This is a genomic window from Clostridium sp. UBA4395 (genome assembly GCF_002390995.1).
Taxonomy (GTDB): Bacteria; Bacillota; Clostridia; order Clostridiales; family Clostridiaceae; genus Clostridium_J; species Clostridium_J sulfidigenes.
In genome coordinates, this window is record NZ_DGRF01000069.1 from 1 (window position 1) to 19,086 (window position 19,086).

The window sequence follows — 19,086 nt, forward strand, 5'->3', positions numbered from 1 at the left end:
GTTCATATAACTTAACAGAACGTAAATTTTCAAAGGGGGTATTAGATGAATATTTTTATCAATGGAATAATTATGTAATTTGGGGTTTTACAGCTCATATTATAAAATCTTTCATTGATATCATAAAATAGTAATTACATCCATATAAATAAGTAAAGAAAATATTTAACTGCCTTAGGAGGTGTAATATGTATGGTAAATAGAACTTCTGTAAGCATATTAATACAAGATATGATGAATAAACTTGAGGAAATTGGTATTCACAGTATTCTTGTCAGATCTAAGGAAGAAGCTAAAAATTTTATTATGTATCATATAGATATTGGAACTCAAGTAAGAATGGATGATTGTTTAGAGTTAAATGATTTAAACTTAGAAAAAGCTGTCATAGAAAAAGGTGGTACCATATTAAACAAGGAAGTAGGGGCTTTAGATTTCAAAGAGGGCAAAAAAAGACCCTCAACTATTTCCGAACTAGATTTATATGGTTGTAGCCACTTATTGGACGAGTTTACTGAATTTTCTCATTATATCGCAAACAATGAAGATTTGTTAAGTTGTATTTATGGAATAAAAAAAATAGCAGTCATTAATATAGGCTTAAATAGTAAGATTCCTAATGAGCTACTTCCTATATATGAAAAAATAATGAATATTGATAGTGAAAAGATTATTAACCTTAAAAACCATATAGCAAAAAAAGAAAATAATAGCTTGAATACCCATAATGCTCAAAGAAATGTAGGACATAAAAATATAAATATTGACATAAGTGTAGTTTTCATAGGATAAATTTATATATATATTTTAGTAATTGTAATACAACTCCATCATTTTTTAAAATATTATAATTATATTTTAAATATATTCAAAAATTCTTAAATATAGAAAACCTCTCAATAAATCCACTAAAAATACTTTATTTTGTGAAAATTCTCATTTATAATTTAGGGTATTAAATGTGTATTTATTGGGGGTGGTATGCTTGGTTAAGTGTGATTTTTTATCAACTTATGATGAGTATGTAGAGTGTTCAAAGGACTGTGCCCTTTATAATTGGGCTGAAAATAATAATAAGTGCCCCTTTAAAGAGCTTAGCAGCAAGGGGAGCAAAATAAAAAATCTCTATGATTATGATTTGTACAAGGAGGATAAGTCGTTGCCTATATCTCTTTTATACAAAGACAGCTACTTATAATTAAATTGTTTCTAATATGGATTTTTTATAACATAATATTTATATTAAACTCCAACCAAATTAAACTAATCCAAGTGTGTTATTTAGTATATTTCAGTAAACATATAAATCTCCTAGCCTAGGCTAGGAGATTTTTTATTAACTATTTTGATTTCATGCTACATCCTGAACATGATGTGCAATCCTTTGACTTTGATCCACATCCACCGCATCCCTTAGATTTATTAGTAAACGAAGGTATTGCCTTTAGGTAGAGAGAATCTTTCTTTAGTACAATAATTATTTCATTAAAATTACTAGATAAATCTTCACTATAAGCAATATTTAACCCCTGTATATCTTCAATAACATTGTAGTTAATGGTATTATCTAAAATTATATCAACCTTAGAATTTTTACAACATCCACCATTTTCAGGTTCCTTTAATGCTATACAATCATATTCATCATGAAATTCCAGTAGTTTAATAATAAAATCAAAGGCATCATTAGAAATTTTTATTTTAAGTTTCTTATTCAATAGATATCATACCCTTCATAGATAGTATGTTAATATTATTCTTCATATATCGAAGAGTATTCGTGTAATAATGATTCTTTTAAATTCCATAAGTTTTTAGATAAGTCTACATAGTATTGATGAGGATTTTGTAATCTTCTTATCTCTGACCATAGACTAGCTTTTTCCTTACCACAAAATTCTCTTATCTCCATTACAGAAGGACTTTCGTAAGTACATTTACCCTTATCAAATATTTGTACCATGAGATTTTTTATATTATAATTTTTAATTCTTTTTTTCTTCCAAGTGTAGTTAGGGTCAAACAACTGCAAAGGCTTGTTATTATCAAAATTCTCATCATTTAAAGCAATTAAATCTGCAATAGCTTTATTTGTTTTCTTATCATAAACTCTATAAAGAGATTTAAACCCTGGATTTGTGATTTTTTCTACATTTTCACTTATCTTAATTTTAGGGATAATGGTTCCATTTTTTTCTATAGCAACAAGCTTATAAACGCCACCAAATACAGGCTCACTTCTTGCAGTTATCAATCTTTCACCAACACCAAAACTATCTATTTTAGCACCATTTTCAAGAACAGCTTTAATTATAAATTCATCTAAGGAATTTGAAATTGTGATTTTTACATCCTCATAACCAGCTTCATCTAGCATTTTTCTAGTTTCTATAGAAAGATATGCAATATCGCCACTATCAATTCTTACAGCCTTAGGTCTTTTACCCATAGGTTTTAAGATTTCATCAAAAACCTTTATAGCATTTGGAATACCTGATTTTAGAACATTATATGTATCTACTAAAAGTACAGTATTATCTGGATAAGTTTTAGCCCATGCAGCAAAAGCTTCATATTCACTATCAAAAAGCTGAATCCAAGAGTGTGCCATAGTTCCAGTTACAGGCACATTGAATAATTCATCTGCCATAGTACAAGCAGTAGCATTACATCCACCAATAATTGCAGCTCTAGCTCCATACAAGGCACCATCATAGCCTTGAGCTCGTCTAGAACCAAACTCCATTACAGGTCTACCACTAGCAGCCTCACAAATTCTTGCAGCTTTAGTAGCAATTAGAGTTTGATGATTTATTGTTAGTAGTATCATAGTTTCTATAAACTGAGCTTCCATCACTGGACCCCTTACAGTTACAAGTGGCTCATTAGGGAATACTGGGGTACCTTCTGGAATAGCCCATACATCACAACTAAACTTAAAGTTAGCTAAATAATTTAAAAATTCTTTACTAAATAAATGTTTACTTCTTAGATATTCTATATCTTCATCAGTAAATTTAAGATTAGTTAAATATTCAATTAATTGTTGAACTCCTGCCATTATGCAGTAGCCACCACCATCAGGAATTTTCCTAAAAAACATGTCAAAATAAGCTATGGTATCATCTGCTTCATTATTTAAATAACCATTAGCCATTGTAAGCTCATAAAAATCTACTAACATGGTAAGATTTCTTTGGCTTCTTAGGTCAAGTCTAGTAATTGTATCCATTTTTAGTTCTCCTCACTTATATAAACCATAAATTCTCCATAGGTTAACATTTACATCCTATATATCGTACCATAAGAAAACTTTCATTTCTATAGTATATGGACAAATAATATGGTAATATTATTAAATTGAAAGTATGTAAAAGGAAAGATTTATATTATGATAAGAAACAAAAATAACACTTTAAGTGAAGAACAGTTAACAGCCATTAACTGTTCAAATGAAAATATAATAGTCAGTGCAGGTCCTGGAAGTGGGAAAACTGTAGTTATTGTAAATAGAGTTTATGAACTTATAAATCATAAAAACATATCACCTAAAAATATAGTTATAATAACCTTCACCAAAGCAGCAGCAACTAATATGAGAAATAGGTTCCTAGCCATAGATAAGAATAAAATAAGTCCTTTCTTTGGAACATTTCACGGACTTTGCTATAAAATACTAAAATCCTATTATGGAGAAATTAATATAATAGAGCCCTTTGAAAGTTATAGAGTAGTAAAAAACTTTTTAACTGCCTATGTGGAGGATGTTAGTGAAGATAGAGTTAAGGAATATGTAAATGCCATATCCATCTATAAGTGCAAAGGAGAATATAATAGAGATTCAAATAATCAAATCGATAAAGAACTTTTAAAAAACTGTGTAAATTTCTATGAATCCTATAAAAAGGGAAAATCCCTCCTTGACTTTGAAGATCTACAGTTAATGTGTAGAGATTTATTTATTAAGAATAGCTCCATATTAAATTCATATCAAAATCAATTTAAACATATATTAGTTGATGAATTTCAAGATAGTGATGATGTACAAGTGGACATATTAAAGCTTTTAAATAAAGGGAATAACTTATTTGTAGTAGGGGATGAGGACCAATGCATCTATAGTTTTAGAGGCGCTAATCCAACCTATATCGTAAACTTTAAAGATATATTTAAGGAAGGTAAAACCTTATATCTATCTACAAATTATAGGTCAAAGCAGAATATAGTAAGATTATCAATGAAGTCTATAAAAAATAATAAGATTAGAACCTCAAAGGATATCAGAGCCAACAAAACTGATGATGGAATAATAAAGGCTCAAGGGGTTCGTGATGAAACAGCTCAAGGTACATATATAAGTGATTATATTCTCAAGGTAAAGGAAAGTGATGATAATAACTTTAATAACTTTGCAGTTCTTTATAGAACTAATATAGAAAGTAGAAGTATAATTGATAGTTTTATTAGAAAGAAAATTCCCTTTACCTTGCTAGATAAACAATATAATTTTTTCTCTCACTTCATATGCCAAGACATATTAGCTTATCTAAAGTTAAGCATATATCCTCTAAACATGGATAGCTTTACTAGAATAATAAATAAACCCTATAGGTATATAAGTAAAAATAGTATAGAAGAAGTTAAAAAGAGCAATGACTTAGGCAGTATCTTTACTAAATTAAAAAACTTAGATAGTACCCCAGTGTTCCAACTAAAAATATTAGATAAACTCGAAAGGGATATTTCTAGCTTAAATAGAATTTCACTACCTTCTGCCGTAGAATTTATTATAGGAGACTTGATGTATCATAAACATCTAGTGGAATATGCACAGAAATATAAATTTTCCATAGAAGATCTAGAAAATGTGTTAAATGAGTTTAAAGAAAGCGTGAAGGGGTTTAAAACTATTAAAGATTTCTTAGAACATGTAAATACTGTAGAAGAGGAAACAAAAAAAGCTAGCTCTAGAAATAAGGATAAAAATGAAGGCGTAATTCTTAGTACTATTCACGGTGTTAAAGGAATGGAATTGGATACGGTATTTATGATTAACACAGTAGATGGAGCTATTCCCTATAAGAATAATGATATAGAGGAAGAGAGAAGATTATTCTATGTAGGAGTTACTAGAGCTATTAACAACTTATTATTTCTTTTCCCCCAATTTATAAGAGGTGAAAAGAAAAATAAATCTCAATTTCTATGTGAGTGCCAGTTAGAAGAAGAGATACTAGAAAGAGTTAAATTTAAGGTTGGAACCACTGTAACCCATAAATTTTATGGAACAGGAACAATAACAGCCTTAGAAGAAAGTAATATCTCTATTAAATTTTCCGATTTGGAGAGAAAATTTGACTTTGATGTCCTTGTAACCAATGGGCTTATAGAGGTTTTTGAAGAATAGTTCATCCTTTCTAGTGTATATAGACATAGTTTCAGTGAAATGAATAGGTTATGGTAATACACCCCAAAGCCTGACTATGAGTACAACTAGTTAACTAGTTAAATAGTTCTATAGTTTAATATTAATATAGGTATATATTTAACTAGTTTCCTAGTGATAATTATCCATAGACATATATATAAAATGTTACATATATTCATAGATATAGACTATAATAAGGATTACAAATTAATTGACATATATTGTGGAGAATGACCCATGATATTTTACTAAGCTGAAACATATTTTACTATAATATTGAAAGGAAAGCTTTTCTGTTATATAATGGTTTGAAGTACAATATAGTTAAGACTTCTCTTAAATAGACTTCAAGTCTATTATTTTTTTATATATTTGTATATAATATATAATTATCAGTAAGGAGGTTTCAGATGAACTTTATCCATGAAGCTAAACAAATAAGTGAAGAATTAATTTATATAAGAAGAGAATTTCATGAAAATCCAGAGTTAGATTTTGATTTATATAAAACTTCTGATAGAATAAAAATTTTTTTGAGGAATGAGAATATAGAATTTTATTCTTGTGCAGGTACAGGTGTTGTGGCTACTATATATGGAGAAGCAGGTAGTAGTAATGGAAAAACTATAGCTATAAGATGTGATATGGATGCACTACCTCTCCATGAAAAAAATAGTCACTGCTATATTTCTAAGATGGATGGAAAAATGCATGCCTGTGGCCATGATGCTCATATGACAATGGTACTTGGAGCAGCTAAACTTTTAAATAACCATAGAAAAGAGTTAAAAGGAAACGTAAAGTTTATTTTTGAACCTGCAGAAGAAACTACTGGTGGAGCTAAGATTATGATAGAAGAAGGAGCATTAGAAGCTCCTCATGTGGATGCAATAATTGGATGTCATGTAGATGAAAGTCTTGAGGTGGGAACCATTGGACTTAAGCAAGGAGTAGCTTATGCTGCTTCTAATCCTTTTACCATTACTATTTGTGGTAAAAGTTCTCATGGTGCAAGTCCCCATAAAGGGATAGACCCTATAGTAATTGCAGCTCAGGTTATAAATACCTTACAGTTATTAGTAAGTAGAGAGACTAGTCCAGTATCACCAGGGGTAATAACTATAGGAACTATAAATGGAGGTACAGCAGCCAATATTATACCAGATAAGGTTACTATAACTGGTATAATTAGAACTATGAACCTAGAGGATAGGGAATACATGAAAAAAAGATTAAAAGAATTGGTAACCATGCAGGTAGAAAGTTTAAGAGGCACCTGTGAAATTACTATTGATGAAAGTTATCCATGTTTATATAATGACGACGCTATGTATAATATATTTTATGATAATAGTGTAGCTCTATTAGGAAAAGATAAGGTTAAAATATTACGAGAACCTACTATGGGTGTAGAAAGTTTTGCATACTTTTCCCTTAAGGTTCCAGCTATGTTTTATCAATTAGGATGTGGAAACCTTGAAAAAGGAATAATATATCCTCTGCATAGTAGTAAATTTGATATAGATGAGGAATGTCTACAAATAGGAGTAGCAGTTCATTGTAATATGGCTGTAAACTATCTTAACAAACTATAAGAAAGAAATATTGGAGGACAATATGAATAATATACAAATAGGTTCAAATGAAGCCGGTCAAAGATGCGATAAATTCCTTAGAAAGTTACTGAAGGATGTACCATTAAGCGCTATATATAAGGCATTTAGAAAAGGTGACATTAGAGTAAATGGTAAAAAAATAAAAGAACAATATGTTTTAGAAGAGGGAGACACCATAGAAATAAGATATATAAAGACTAGTGGTGAAAAAAAGAAGTTTGAAAGAATAGAAAATAACCTTAAAATTACCTATGAAGATGAAAATATACTTATGGTAGAAAAGTGGCCTAATTTATTAGTTCATAGTGACACAAAGAATGGGGAACCAACTCTAACAGACTATGCCTTATCCTATCTCTATGACAAAGGTGATTATGAACCCGAAAAAGAAGTAACTTTTACTCCTGCTCCATGCAATAGGTTGGATAGAAATACCTCTGGGGTAGTTATATTCGGAAAAAACTTCAAATATCTAAAGGTCCTTAATGAAGCTATAAGAGAAAGGAGTATTGAAAAATACTATATGGCTCTAGTACAAGGAAGAATAAAGGACGGAACCTATACAGGATATATCTTAAAAAATGAAGATGCAAATATTTCTAAGGTATATAGGACTGAAGTTCCAAACAGTAAAGAAATTGCTATGGAAGTTAAAACTATTCAAAGTTGTGGTACTTTTTCCCTAATAGAAATTAACTTACTTACTGGAAGAAGTCATCAATTAAGAGCTCACTTATCAGAGCTAGGAAATCCTATAGTTGGAGATTCTAAATATGGAGATAAAAAGCTTAATAGCTTCTTTGTAAATAGATATGGTTTAGATTTTCAATTCCTATATGCATATAAAATAATATTTAAATCAAACTCAGAGGAGCTTGAATATATGAAAAATAAAACTATAGCAGAATCTTTACCACCAGTATTAAAGAAGATAAAGAATGATGTGTTTAAGTTTTAATGGAGGGGTAATATGAATGACAGAACTGAGGGGGCTCAGCACTCTGTAGCTAAAGGCTTTATGGTACTCACCATATCTATGATGTCAGTAAAGGTGTTATCTGTAATTTATACACCTTTACTATTTCAGATTTTAGGTAAAACAGGTTGGTCAGTATACTATTCTACATATACAATTTTTTCTTATATATACCTTATTGCTAACTCAGGTATACCTGTAGCCATTGCAAAGTTAGTATCGGAACTTGAAGCAAAGGGAAACTATAGAGATGCAATAAAAACCTTTAGAGCATCTAGAACTTTACTTATAATCTTAGGGTTAATCCTATCCGTATTTATGTTTATATGGGCAAAACCCTTAAGTCTAGCTTTTAATAGCCCTGAATCAACATTAGCAACTAGATGGCTTGCACCAGCATTATTATTTACTTCAATAATGGGTGCATACAAAGGTTATTTTCAAGGTATTGGAAACATGACTACCACTGCAGTATATCAAGTAGGAGAACAAATTCTAAATATAATATTTAGTTTATTATTTGCTTATCTACTCATAGGAAAAGGTGTATCCTATGGAGCTGCTGGAGGTACTATAGGTACAGTGGTTGGAGCTATGGGAGCATCTATATACTTTATATTGGTATATAAAAAATATGCAGCTAATCATATTCATAAAAAAAATGAACCTGGGGTAAATAGATTAAGCAATAAAACCATTGTTAAATCCATATTAAAATATGCATTTCCAATAACTATAGCTTCTGCACTGCAAAACTCAGGAACTATAGTAGACTTAAAAATTGTAAAGTCTAGACTTTTATCTACAGGATTAAGTCAAGAAACTGTGAATCTTCAATGGGGATATTTAGGTCTTTACAACACCCTAATGTCAATTCCTATGGCAATTATAGGAGCTTTAGCTATTGCTCTTGTTCCTGCCATATCTAGAATCCACGCTCTAGATAATAAAAAAGGTCTAAGATTTAATATTAAATCTTCCTATAGGGTTACTTTTATGATAGCTATACCTTGTGCTGTGGGATTAGGAGTTCTATCTATGCCTATTTTAAGAATACTAGGCTATGATAAAGAGGTATCACCCTTATTAATATGGGGAGCTTGGGTTTTAATCCTATATGCTATCACATTAGTTCAAACTTCTATTTTGCAGGGAATGGGTAAGGTAAACGTAGTAACTATATTTTCTGTAGTTGGAATTTTAGCTAAAGTTGTTGTGAATTATATATTAATAGCAATGCCTTCCTTTGGAATCCTTGGAGCTATTTGGGGTAATGCAGCCTGTTATTTAGTAATGCTTATATTATTCCAGTGGCAAATAAATGACTCTATTGATGGAATGATACACTTGATTCCTTGTTATATAAAACCTTTAATAGCTGGATTAGCTATGGGTATAGTAACATTTTTCTCATATAAGATATTTAATGGAGTTCTAGGATTAATTTTCGGTGGTTACATATTAAACTTATTTGCATCATTAATAAGTATAGCATTATCTGCTGGAGCCTACGGATTAGTACTAGTAACTATAGGTGGTGTTAAAAAGTCTGATTTAAATTCACTGCCAAATAAAATTACAAAACTTATACCTAGAAGAATATATAAAAAGTTAAAGTAAATATTATTAATTTATTTTAAAATAGAACCTAGAACTTAGTATCTAAAAAACTAAGTCCTAGGTTCTATTTTATGAGCTTTTTCGTATTAAAAAACTTGATACAAAGAATAATGAAAAAGCAACTACAATGATAGTTATAATTTTAGGAATGATAAAGGTATTAGGAATTATAGAACTTATGATGGTTGTTACTAAGTATACTAAAACTGTTAGTAACACTAGGATTAATATTTCCCAAATAGGAAAAGATAGCTCTATCACTTGTCCAATATAATACAGATTTATTAAAAGTCCTATAATAGAGGTTACAATTAAGGAAATTCCATATCCATAGATATTTATGCTAGGAATACCTATAAGTATAAATATTAGAACTAATTCAATCAAAGCTGTAGCAATGGAGCTTAAAAGGATAACTTTTTGTTTACCTATACCATTTAAAATACTATAGGTACAGTAGTGACAATACATAAATGGAGCTGCAAGGGAAGCTATCTTTATAAAGCTACCTAAGTCACTTCTATCAAAAAATACTTCACCTAATAAATTAGGACATACATAGCAAATAATTACTGTAGAAACCCCTAACATAAAACAAATTTTAATTACTTCATTTACTCTAGAATTTATATTAGAAAAATCCTTTTGACTTATTTTTTTAGATATATCTGGAATTATTACTGTAGACAAAGATACAACTATAACTAATGGGAAGTACACGATAGCAAGAGCCATACCATTAAATTTACCTATTATCTCAAGAGCACCTATGTGATCAAAACCAGCAGCGACTAACCTTATGGGTACTAAAAGTGTAGATACACTTTGAAGCGCTGTAGTTAAAAAACCATTTATAGCTAAAGGGACAGCAATAATTAGTATGTTAAATAACAATTGAAAGCTGTTATCTGTTCTTACACTATTGGTATAGGGAATCTTTTTAATACTTCTTTTATAGAAAATATATAGAAATACGAAACTTATTATTTCACCAATAGTAAATGAAAGATAGGTTGCCGCTACTGTATTTTCTATGGTTTTAAGAGATAAATAGTAGATTACTCCTACTAATATCACCATTCTAACAGCTTTTTCTAATATATCTATAACTGACGGGGTTATTACCTGACTTACTCCATAGAAATAACCTTTATATACGCAGGAGATAGCAATAAAAACAATAGCAGGAGAAGCTATCCATAAGGAACGTATTGCTCTAGGGTCTTTAATAATATAATTACAGATTATCGGACTAAGTATAAACATAATACCTGCTATAAAAATTGACCAAAGCACTATAAAAACTAGGGAAGCATTAACAGTTTTATGTAAATCTTCAAATCTACTAGTACCCAGATAAGCAGAAGTTTCTCTTGAAATTGCAGCAATTATTCCTCCACATACTAAACAACAAAATAAATCATATATAGGCATTATCAAACCATAAAGTCCAACTCCTTCTGGACCTAACTGTCTTGATAGTATAATAGAAAACATAAATCTTAATACACCCATGGCTAAATTAGAAAGAGTTAACACAAAGGTATCTCTATAAAAAGTATCTTTACTCATCTTTATTACCTCCAATTAGGCATCTGAAAATAAATAACAAGTCAAAGATGAGAAGTATATTTTGAGTTAGACAAGGAAACAGGTTCCGCAGATAGTAGCACTATCTAAGGGTTCTGTTGACACAGTATAACACAAAATTAACAGATTTCTTAGCTTCTTCGAAGCTTAGAAATCGTTATCCAGGGACATAGCAGCTCTTTACTCCCACTTTGAAGAAGATGGGAGTATTAGAGCTGGTAGTCATCGGATAAACGAGCATTCTGACTTATTTATTTTTTGAAGATGCCTTAATATAATAATACTTATGAAGGTAGATTAAAGATTATTCTCTAACCATATATTTTTATCTTATATTTCATTTAATGTAATTTAATTAAGAATATTTAAATATATATTAGTGTAAATAATATTTAAATGGAGGAACTATGAAAAAAATAATTGGATGGATTCTGCTTATAATATTAGCTATTAGTTCTTTATTAATAGTAAAAGATAAAAATGATATATATAACATAGGGGTTAAAGACTCAGAAGTTGAGATGAAAATTAGATATAAGGGATTAAAGAATGCCATAGATTTTACTAGTAATGATAGAGGATTATATGTTGCCTTTGAAAATAAAATAATGGCTATTCCATCAACTGGAGAGCCCTATACTTTAATTGAAGACAAAAACTATAACATTACCACCCTTGAATGTAATGGAGATAAACTATACTTCCTTACTAATAATGAAATACTCAGCCTGGATATAAACAATGGGAAGATAGAACAATGCTTATCAAACCTACCTAATAAAGGAGATTATAGTAAGGTTTTAATAAGAGGATATAAGGACTATTTATTTATTTCAATTGGAGCTGCAACTAATTCAGCTGTAGTTGGAAGTGATAACCAATGGATAGATAAAAATCCAACTGGTTATGATATATCGCCTTTTAATATAGTGTTAAATAAAAATGAAAAAGGAGCCTTTGTACCACAGGGAGCTTCTAATGAAGATAACGAGGTTATAAAGGGTGAGTCCATAGGCAATTCATCTCTGCTAATTTATAATATTAACACCAAAGCTATTGAAACCTATGCATGGGGAATAAGAAATATTGAGGGACTAGATATAACTCTTGATGGTAGACTCTTTGCTACCATAGGAGGCTATGAAAATAGAGGCTTAAGACCAGTAGAAAATGACAGTGATTATATCTATGAGCTAAAAAAAGGTTATTGGTATGGGTTCCCAGATTTTTCTGGAGGGGATCCTCTAGATTCACCAAGATTTCAAGGAAAATCTAATGTAAAAAACCCTCCATTGTTAAAAAAACATCCTATGTCACCACCATCACCTGCTTATCAACATAATGATTTAAATAGCTTAAAATGGATAGCAATAGATGATACAGGGAAAATTAATGGACAAAATACCTTGCAACTATATTTTTATGATTGTAATAAAAATAATATAATGTGCAGTGCTGTAAATGGTGTTCCAAATAAATTAATAACTTTAAAGGAAAATTGCACTGTATCTAATATGAAGGTTTTAAAAGATGAGCTATATATATTAGATGGTAACCATGGATTTATATTTACCTTAGCTATTAGAAAATAGGCTCCTCTATATATAATTTCCATATAAATACTACATTAAATTTAATAGATAATAAAATAATATGGTTAAATTGGAGTATAATAATATATATCTCAATGATTATTTTATTATCCTTAAAGAATCGTAGGTGTATTACATGAAGAGATTGGAAAGAACTTATAATAGAACTATGACAGCATTTATAAAAGTTGCAAACCCTATAAAAAAGAGAATAAAAAAGACAGAATGTATAGTCCATAAATTTATAAATAAAGAAGCTCTTCGTTTATTAAAGCAGGAGGGTTATACTGAAGAGTATCATTTCTTTGTTAAACATTTGTTAGATTTGAATAAAGGTGTAAAATGGGCTGATGCAGATTTGAAAAGTACTAATCATTTCTATCATCATGAGAAGGGAATCGGTCTATATGGATTTTCAAATGCTAAAGTAGAATGTGTAAAGTATTATAAGGCATCTGTGTTTTACGGTGCAAATTCTGATATGAATAAAGCTCTATTTTTATTAGGTGCTGCTTGTCATTTAGTACAAGACTCCACAGTACCAGCTCATGCTATGAAAAACTTAAAAAAACATAAACCTCTGGAAAGTTTCATAATAGATAAAGTTATTAATGGATATAAAATTCCTTTAAAAGATCCTATAATTACTTATGGAAGTCCTGAAAAATATGTTATTGAAAATACAAAGTTTGCTGTTAAAACAGCTAAGTCCTTTGAAAGTATAAGAATCAAAGAAAATAGGTTTAACGAAATTGCAGATGTGATATTACTTAGAGCTTGCACAACAACAGCAGGATTACTCATTGATTTTTATAATACCTTAAAGATTATAGAATCTAAAAGTGAAGATTAGAGCTATATATAATGTAAGAACTACCACGAAAATATATTGGTAGTTCTTTTTTTAGGTACTATAACTGTAATTTTCAACATAATCTTATTTTTTCTTATGAAATAGTAAAAATAAAGGAATTTACAAAATTAAAAAGAATATTATCAATAATATAAAAATATGGAGGTGTGAAATGGAAAGCTTATTTGTAAGTTTAGAAAAAGAGGTTTTTAGAGGTAACGTATTGGATATTACTTATGGAAACCAGGGTATAATATATAAGGCTAATAAATATTATGATAATTTTATAGATGTTAATTATTTGGAGAATGCACCTTCTAAATCCTGTGATAATGAAGGTTATTATGATAGCTGTATAGTATTTTTTACCTTAAATAAAATTAAAACCCATAGACAAAAGATAAAGCTTTTTGATAATATATATAGATTAATGAAAAATAATGGATATGTTTATATTTGGGATGTGGAAAAGGAGCCATTAAAGACATTACAAAAAAATATAAGGGTATCATTGCCTGATAAAAGTATGAAGAATTTTCAAATAAACTTACTTAACCTATTCACTGATAATACTTCATCAAAAATTATAGACGGACTAAAGAATTATTTTGATATTGTAGAAGCAGTATCTTCCAATGGTACATTTAGGATTGTGGGCAGAAAGAAAGGATGTTAATAAAAAATGAAAGTAGTTTTAGTTGCAGTAAATTCAAAGTATATACACAGCAATTTAGCAGTAAGATATTTGAAAGCATATACAAAGGATTTAGATTATAGTTGTCACACTATGGAGTTTTCTATAAATGATAGAGAAGAAAGAATAGTTGAAGAAATACTATATGAAAAACCAAATATAATAGGATTTTCCTGTTATATTTGGAATATTGAGTTTGTTAAAAAGATGTCAACTCTAATAAAGCTTATAGATAGTAATATTGAAATAATATATGGAGGCCCAGAAACTTCTTATAATCCTATTGAGTTTTTAACAGAAAATGTAGGTGAATATTTAATTGAAGGAGAGGGTGAAGAAACCTATAGAGAATTAATTAATTTTAAAATAAATATTGAAGTTAATGGAGATAATAATAATTGTGAAAATATTAAAGGATTATACTATAAAAGTAAGGAAGGCATTATATATGGAGGTAATAGACCATTAATGGATATGAATAATATAGTATTTCCTTATGAAGCTGAAGACGACTTAAAAAATAAAATTGTATATTATGAAGCTTCTAGAGGATGTCCTTTTAATTGTAAGTACTGTTTATCTTCAACTACCCATGGAGTAAGATTCTTAAATATAGATAGAGTGTTAAAAGAACTACAATATTTTATAGATAAAAAAGTTAAATTAGTTAAATTTGTTGATAGAACCTTTAATTGTAATAAAACTTTTGCAAATGCTATATGGAGTTATCTAATTAAAAATGGAGAGAATACCTGTTTCCACTTTGAAGTATCTGCAGATCTATTTAGTAGGGAGTCTATAGATATATTAAGTGAAGCACCTAGTGGCATGTTTCAATTTGAAGTAGGTGTTCAAACCACCAATAACGAGATATTAAGAAATATTAATAGAACTATAGAATTTTCAACTATTAAAGAAAAAGTATTAGAGCTAAATAAACTAAAGAATATTAAGCAACATCTAGATTTAATTGCAGGGTTACCTGGTGAAGACTTTAACTCCTTCAGAAAATCCTTTAATGAAGTATATGAGATTAGTCCAGAAGAATTACAATTAGGATTTTTAAAGCTTTTAAAAGGTTCTCAAATGAGGGAAGAAAGTGAAAAATGGGGAATGGTTTATTCACCTTATCCACCTTATGAAATTCTAAAAACAAAAAATATAAGTTATGATGAATTAATTATACTAAAGAAAATTGAGCATATGGTCGATAAGTATTTAAATAGTGGTAAGTTTTATACTATATTAAATTTCTTTAAAAAAAGTAATAAATTCAAAGATATATTTGAATTCTACTATGAACTATCTAAATTTTATGATAGCAAGGGATACTTTAAACGCAGCATAGCATCTGTAGATTATTACTCTCTATTTGTTGAATTTAATGACTATATTAAAGCTGGTGACAAAGAATTATTATTAGATATAATAAGATATGAGTATTTCTCATATAATAACACAAAGTGGATACCTGACTTTCTAAGAATAGAAATGAGTAAAGCTGAAGAGAGAAATATAAAAGAATACATTATGAATAAAAATTCTATAGATAATATAAATAAAATAAGTGTGTTTAAATTTAATCATAATATACAAAGTTTTATTGAATGTAGAGAAATAAAGAAAACCTTAAATTATATTGCCTTTATAAATAATCACATTAAGGAAAGAATATTTATACAGGAAAATGATTTAAAAGTTCAATAAAATGTCAAGTAAAATCTTTGTTATTTTAAAAAGTACAATGTATTAATTTTTTGTATTGATATATTGTACTTTTTAAGAAAACTGATATAATAGATTTTAATATATCTTTTAAAGAGTTGAGTCAATCTATGTTATGTGTTATCTAATACCACTTAATTATTATGTTTAAATAAGTAAAGAAAGCAGACTTAATACAAGTGGTTATATATAATTAATACTTAAAAGGTGGTGATATTTTGGCGCTAGAAGCAATTAGTAAAATTCAACAGGCCGAATCTACTGCAAAGGATATATTAGATAAAGCAGTAGAAAATAGCAAACAAATAATTAGTGATGCTCAAGCTAAAGGCAATGAAGAGTACCATGCTATCATTGAAGATGCTACAGAAAAAGCAAAAAAAATGAAAGAAGATGCTCTTAATAAAGGAAATGAGGAGTCACAACCAACCTTAGCTAAAGGGGATGAGGAAGTAAAAAATATAATTAATACTTCTAAGGAAAAGATTGATTTAGCTATTAATTTAGTAATTGAGAGGATAGTGAAGTTCAATGGCAATAGTTAAAATGAATAAATTTATGCTCTTAGCCTTTGAAAATCAAAAAAAATCTTTGCTTGAGAAACTGCAATCCTTCCAAAATGTACAATTCCTAGATTTAAATAAAAATGAAAGTAGTGAATTGAATCAATTAAAAAGTGATAGTGCAAGCAGTGAAATTTCTGAAGTAGAAGGTGAATTATCAAAAGTAAAATTTATTATTGAGCTTTTGAGCACATTTAGTGAAAAGCCTAAACTACTAAAAGACCTAAAGGAAGGAAAAAAGAGCTATAGCTATGATGTGTTAGAGCAGATTACAAGTACCTCTCGTTGGCGTGAGGCATATAGTGACCTAAAACAAAAAGATAATAAAATAAACATGAATCATAATTATATAACTAAGTTAAAGGCCAATATAGAAGAGCTAAAACCATGGGAAGCTTTAGACACTTCAGTAGAAAGCATAAATGTACTAAAAAAATCTAAGGCTATACTAGGTGAAATCCCGCAAGGGAATGTAGATTCTTTAAGGCTTAAGTTAGAGGAAACAACTAAAAACTACTACTTTGAAGTTATTAGCAACATAGGTAGAAACAGCTACATAATGGTGATAGTTCACAATGATGACTTAGCTGATATAGAACAATTGTTGAAGTCTCTAAGCTTCGGTAAGATTGATATTCAATGTGATGGAGTACCTAAAGAAGTTATAAAAGAGTACAAAAAAACTATTGAATCAATAAATACAGAAAATAATTTTATTCAAGAAGGTATGAAAGAACATGTTAATAAACTAGAAGAATATAAAGTAATTTACGAATACTACAGTTCTTTATTATTAAGATTAAAATCTACCGAAAATTTCCTGAAGAGTAAAAACATTGTGGCTATAGAAGGATATTATCCTTCTGAATTGCATAATGACTTTCAAAGCACATTAAAAAATATTTTAGGTGATGATTATTATTTAGAGTCAGAATCCGCTGAAGGTGACGATGTACCCGTTAAATTGAAAAACAATAAAGTCTTTGAATCCTTTGAAAATATTACTTCCATGTACAGTGTACCTAAGTATAAAGAGATTGATCCAACACCACTGTTAGCACCTTTTTACATATTCTTCTTTGGAATGATGCTATCAGATGCTGGATATGGCCTTGTGATGTTTGTAGGTACTTTAATTGCACTTACTACTTTTAATTTAGATGAGGACACGAGAAAATCTATAAAGATGTTTTTCTTGTTAAGTCTTTCTACTATATTCTGGGGCATCATGTATGGTAGTTATTTTGGAGATTTTATCAAGATAGCTCCTCTATGGATGAAACCAGATAGTAATGTGGGATTATTAATGATTGTCTCTGTAGTAATGGGACTAATTCAAATTTATGTAGGTCTTGGAATTAAAGCATACATGCAAATAAGAGATAAAGATTACTTTGGAGCCTTTGCAGATGTTGGATTATGGTATATTACCCTAACTGGTGCAATTATTTGGGCATTAAGTGGCTTTGTAGACTTAGCTTACTTTGGAGTTCCATCCATAGTAAGTATTATAGGAAAATATGCTACTATTGCTGGAATGATAGGAATTGTACTAACCAATGGACGCCAAGAAAGTTCTATCGGTGGTAAGTTAGGTCAAGGTTTTTATTCCCTATATGGAATTACATCCTATGTAGGTGATTTAGTTTCTTATACCAGACTTGCAGCTCTAGGGCTTGCAACAGGGTTTATAGCATACGCATTTAACATTATGGTAAGTATGGTATCAACCTCATGGGCTACAGTTATATTTGGAGTAGCAATATTCGTAGTAGGCCATGTATTTAACTTATTTATTAACGCATTAGGTGCCTATGTTCACACATGTAGACTACAATACCTTGAATATTTCGGAAAATTTTATGAAGGTGGAGGTACATCCTTTGAGCCTTTAAAATATAATTCTAAATATTTTAAAATATCAAAATAGAGAAATTAGGAGGAATAAAATATTATGATGGATTTTTTAATGGAAAACGGTGGAATAGTTATAGCAGCTATAGGAGTTGCTCTTGCAGCAGCATTACCTGGAATAGGGTCAGCAAAGGGTGTTGGTATAGTTGGTGAAGCAGCTACAGGACTTTTAGCAGAAGAACCAGAGAAGTTTGGTAAAGCCTTAATTCTTGAATTACTTCCAGGTACTCAAGGATTATATGGATTCGTTATAGCACTTTTAGTATCTTTACAATTATCACCAGACATGTCTTTTGGTCAAGGTTTTTACCTATTTGCAGCTTGTCTTCCAATAGCTATAGCAGGATGGAAATCAGCTATATCTCAAGCGAAAACAGCAGCTTCAGCAGTTCAAATTTTAGCTAAGAGACCAGAGCACAATACAAAGGGTATTATATTAACTGTTATGGTTGAAACTTATGCACTTTTAGGATTTGTAATGTCTCTTCTACTAGTAATGAGTGGTAACTTTTAAT

At 29.4% G+C, this 19,086-nt stretch carries 16 protein-coding genes; 13 read left to right on the plus strand and 3 right to left on the minus strand.

The features are described 5' to 3' along the window. Positions 1 to 192: 192 nt before the first annotated feature. The gene (locus B2694_RS12205; RefSeq protein ID WP_346885978.1) at positions 193 to 792 is read left to right on the plus strand and encodes a hypothetical protein; all 600 of its coding nucleotides are present in this window, start codon (positions 193 to 195) and stop codon (positions 790 to 792) included. A 184-nt stretch (positions 793 to 976) separates the two neighbouring features. Continuing rightward, positions 977 to 1,198: a hypothetical protein gene (locus B2694_RS12210; protein ID WP_346867269.1), complete on the plus strand. Its 222-nt coding sequence runs from the start codon at positions 977 to 979 to the stop codon at positions 1,196 to 1,198. A gap of 142 nt (positions 1,199 to 1,340) precedes the next feature. Here B2694_RS12210 and B2694_RS12215 read toward each other — a convergent pair whose 3' ends face one another. Next, entirely contained in the window at positions 1,341 to 1,718 is a 378-nt protein-coding gene (locus tag B2694_RS12215) for a hypothetical protein (RefSeq protein ID WP_346885979.1), read from the minus strand. A 35-nt stretch (positions 1,719 to 1,753) separates the two neighbouring features. Continuing rightward, positions 1,754 to 3,232 (minus strand): nicotinate phosphoribosyltransferase, encoded by a 1,479-nt coding sequence (locus tag B2694_RS12220; protein ID WP_346885980.1) that lies wholly within the window; start codon positions 3,230 to 3,232, stop codon positions 1,754 to 1,756. A gap of 159 nt (positions 3,233 to 3,391) precedes the next feature. Here B2694_RS12220 and B2694_RS12225 point away from each other — a divergent pair, with 159 nt between their 5' ends. The 4 genes from B2694_RS12225 to B2694_RS12240 all read left to right on the plus strand — a co-directional run bounded on the left by B2694_RS12225 (position 3,392) and on the right by B2694_RS12240 (position 9,640). Then, complete coding sequence (locus B2694_RS12225) at positions 3,392 to 5,407, plus strand: ATP-dependent helicase (RefSeq protein WP_346885981.1); 2,016 nt, start codon at positions 3,392 to 3,394, stop codon at positions 5,405 to 5,407. 431 nt (positions 5,408 to 5,838) lie between these two features. Beyond that, a complete protein-coding gene (locus B2694_RS12230) occupies positions 5,839 to 7,023 on the plus strand; it encodes a M20 family metallopeptidase (protein WP_346885982.1) in 1,185 nt (394 codons plus the stop codon). A gap of 22 nt (positions 7,024 to 7,045) precedes the next feature. Continuing rightward, positions 7,046 to 8,002 (plus strand): RluA family pseudouridine synthase, encoded by a 957-nt coding sequence (locus tag B2694_RS12235; protein ID WP_346885983.1) that lies wholly within the window; start codon positions 7,046 to 7,048, stop codon positions 8,000 to 8,002. A gap of 12 nt (positions 8,003 to 8,014) precedes the next feature. After that, complete coding sequence (locus B2694_RS12240; protein ID WP_346885984.1) at positions 8,015 to 9,640, plus strand: polysaccharide biosynthesis protein; 1,626 nt, start codon at positions 8,015 to 8,017, stop codon at positions 9,638 to 9,640. Between the two features lie 69 nt (positions 9,641 to 9,709). Here the strand turns inward: B2694_RS12240 and spoVB are convergent, their stop codons facing one another. Next, positions 9,710 to 11,212: a stage V sporulation protein B gene (spoVB, locus tag B2694_RS12245; RefSeq protein WP_035131380.1), complete on the minus strand. Its 1,503-nt coding sequence runs from the start codon at positions 11,210 to 11,212 to the stop codon at positions 9,710 to 9,712. Positions 11,213 to 11,637: 425 nt separating this feature from the next. Here spoVB and B2694_RS12250 point away from each other — a divergent pair, with 425 nt between their 5' ends. The 7 genes from B2694_RS12250 (at position 11,638) to B2694_RS12280 (ending at position 19,085) form a co-directional block, all read left to right on the plus strand. Continuing rightward, entirely contained in the window at positions 11,638 to 12,822 is a 1,185-nt protein-coding gene (locus B2694_RS12250; protein WP_346885985.1) for a hypothetical protein, read from the plus strand. Positions 12,823 to 12,958: 136 nt separating this feature from the next. Then, a complete protein-coding gene (locus B2694_RS12255; protein WP_035131377.1) occupies positions 12,959 to 13,675 on the plus strand; it encodes a zinc dependent phospholipase C family protein in 717 nt (238 codons plus the stop codon). Between the two features lie 172 nt (positions 13,676 to 13,847). Further along, the gene (locus B2694_RS12260; protein ID WP_346885986.1) at positions 13,848 to 14,351 is read left to right on the plus strand and encodes a hypothetical protein; all 504 of its coding nucleotides are present in this window, start codon (positions 13,848 to 13,850) and stop codon (positions 14,349 to 14,351) included. A gap of 6 nt (positions 14,352 to 14,357) precedes the next feature. Continuing rightward, positions 14,358 to 16,076, plus strand: a complete 1,719-nt coding sequence (locus B2694_RS12265; RefSeq protein ID WP_346885987.1) for a B12-binding domain-containing radical SAM protein — start codon at positions 14,358 to 14,360, stop codon at positions 16,074 to 16,076. Positions 16,077 to 16,312: 236 nt separating this feature from the next. Further along, the gene (locus tag B2694_RS12270) at positions 16,313 to 16,639 is read left to right on the plus strand and encodes an ATPase (RefSeq protein ID WP_346869470.1); all 327 of its coding nucleotides are present in this window, start codon (positions 16,313 to 16,315) and stop codon (positions 16,637 to 16,639) included. Beyond that, on the plus strand, positions 16,626 to 18,587 hold the full coding sequence (locus tag B2694_RS12275; RefSeq protein WP_346885988.1) for a V-type ATP synthase subunit I: 1,962 nt from the start codon (positions 16,626 to 16,628) through the stop codon (positions 18,585 to 18,587). Before B2694_RS12270 ends, B2694_RS12275 begins: the two co-directional genes overlap by 14 nt. A gap of 24 nt (positions 18,588 to 18,611) precedes the next feature. Then, a complete protein-coding gene (locus B2694_RS12280) occupies positions 18,612 to 19,085 on the plus strand; it encodes a V-type ATP synthase subunit K (RefSeq protein ID WP_346885989.1) in 474 nt (157 codons plus the stop codon). Position 19,086 lies beyond the last annotated feature (1 nt).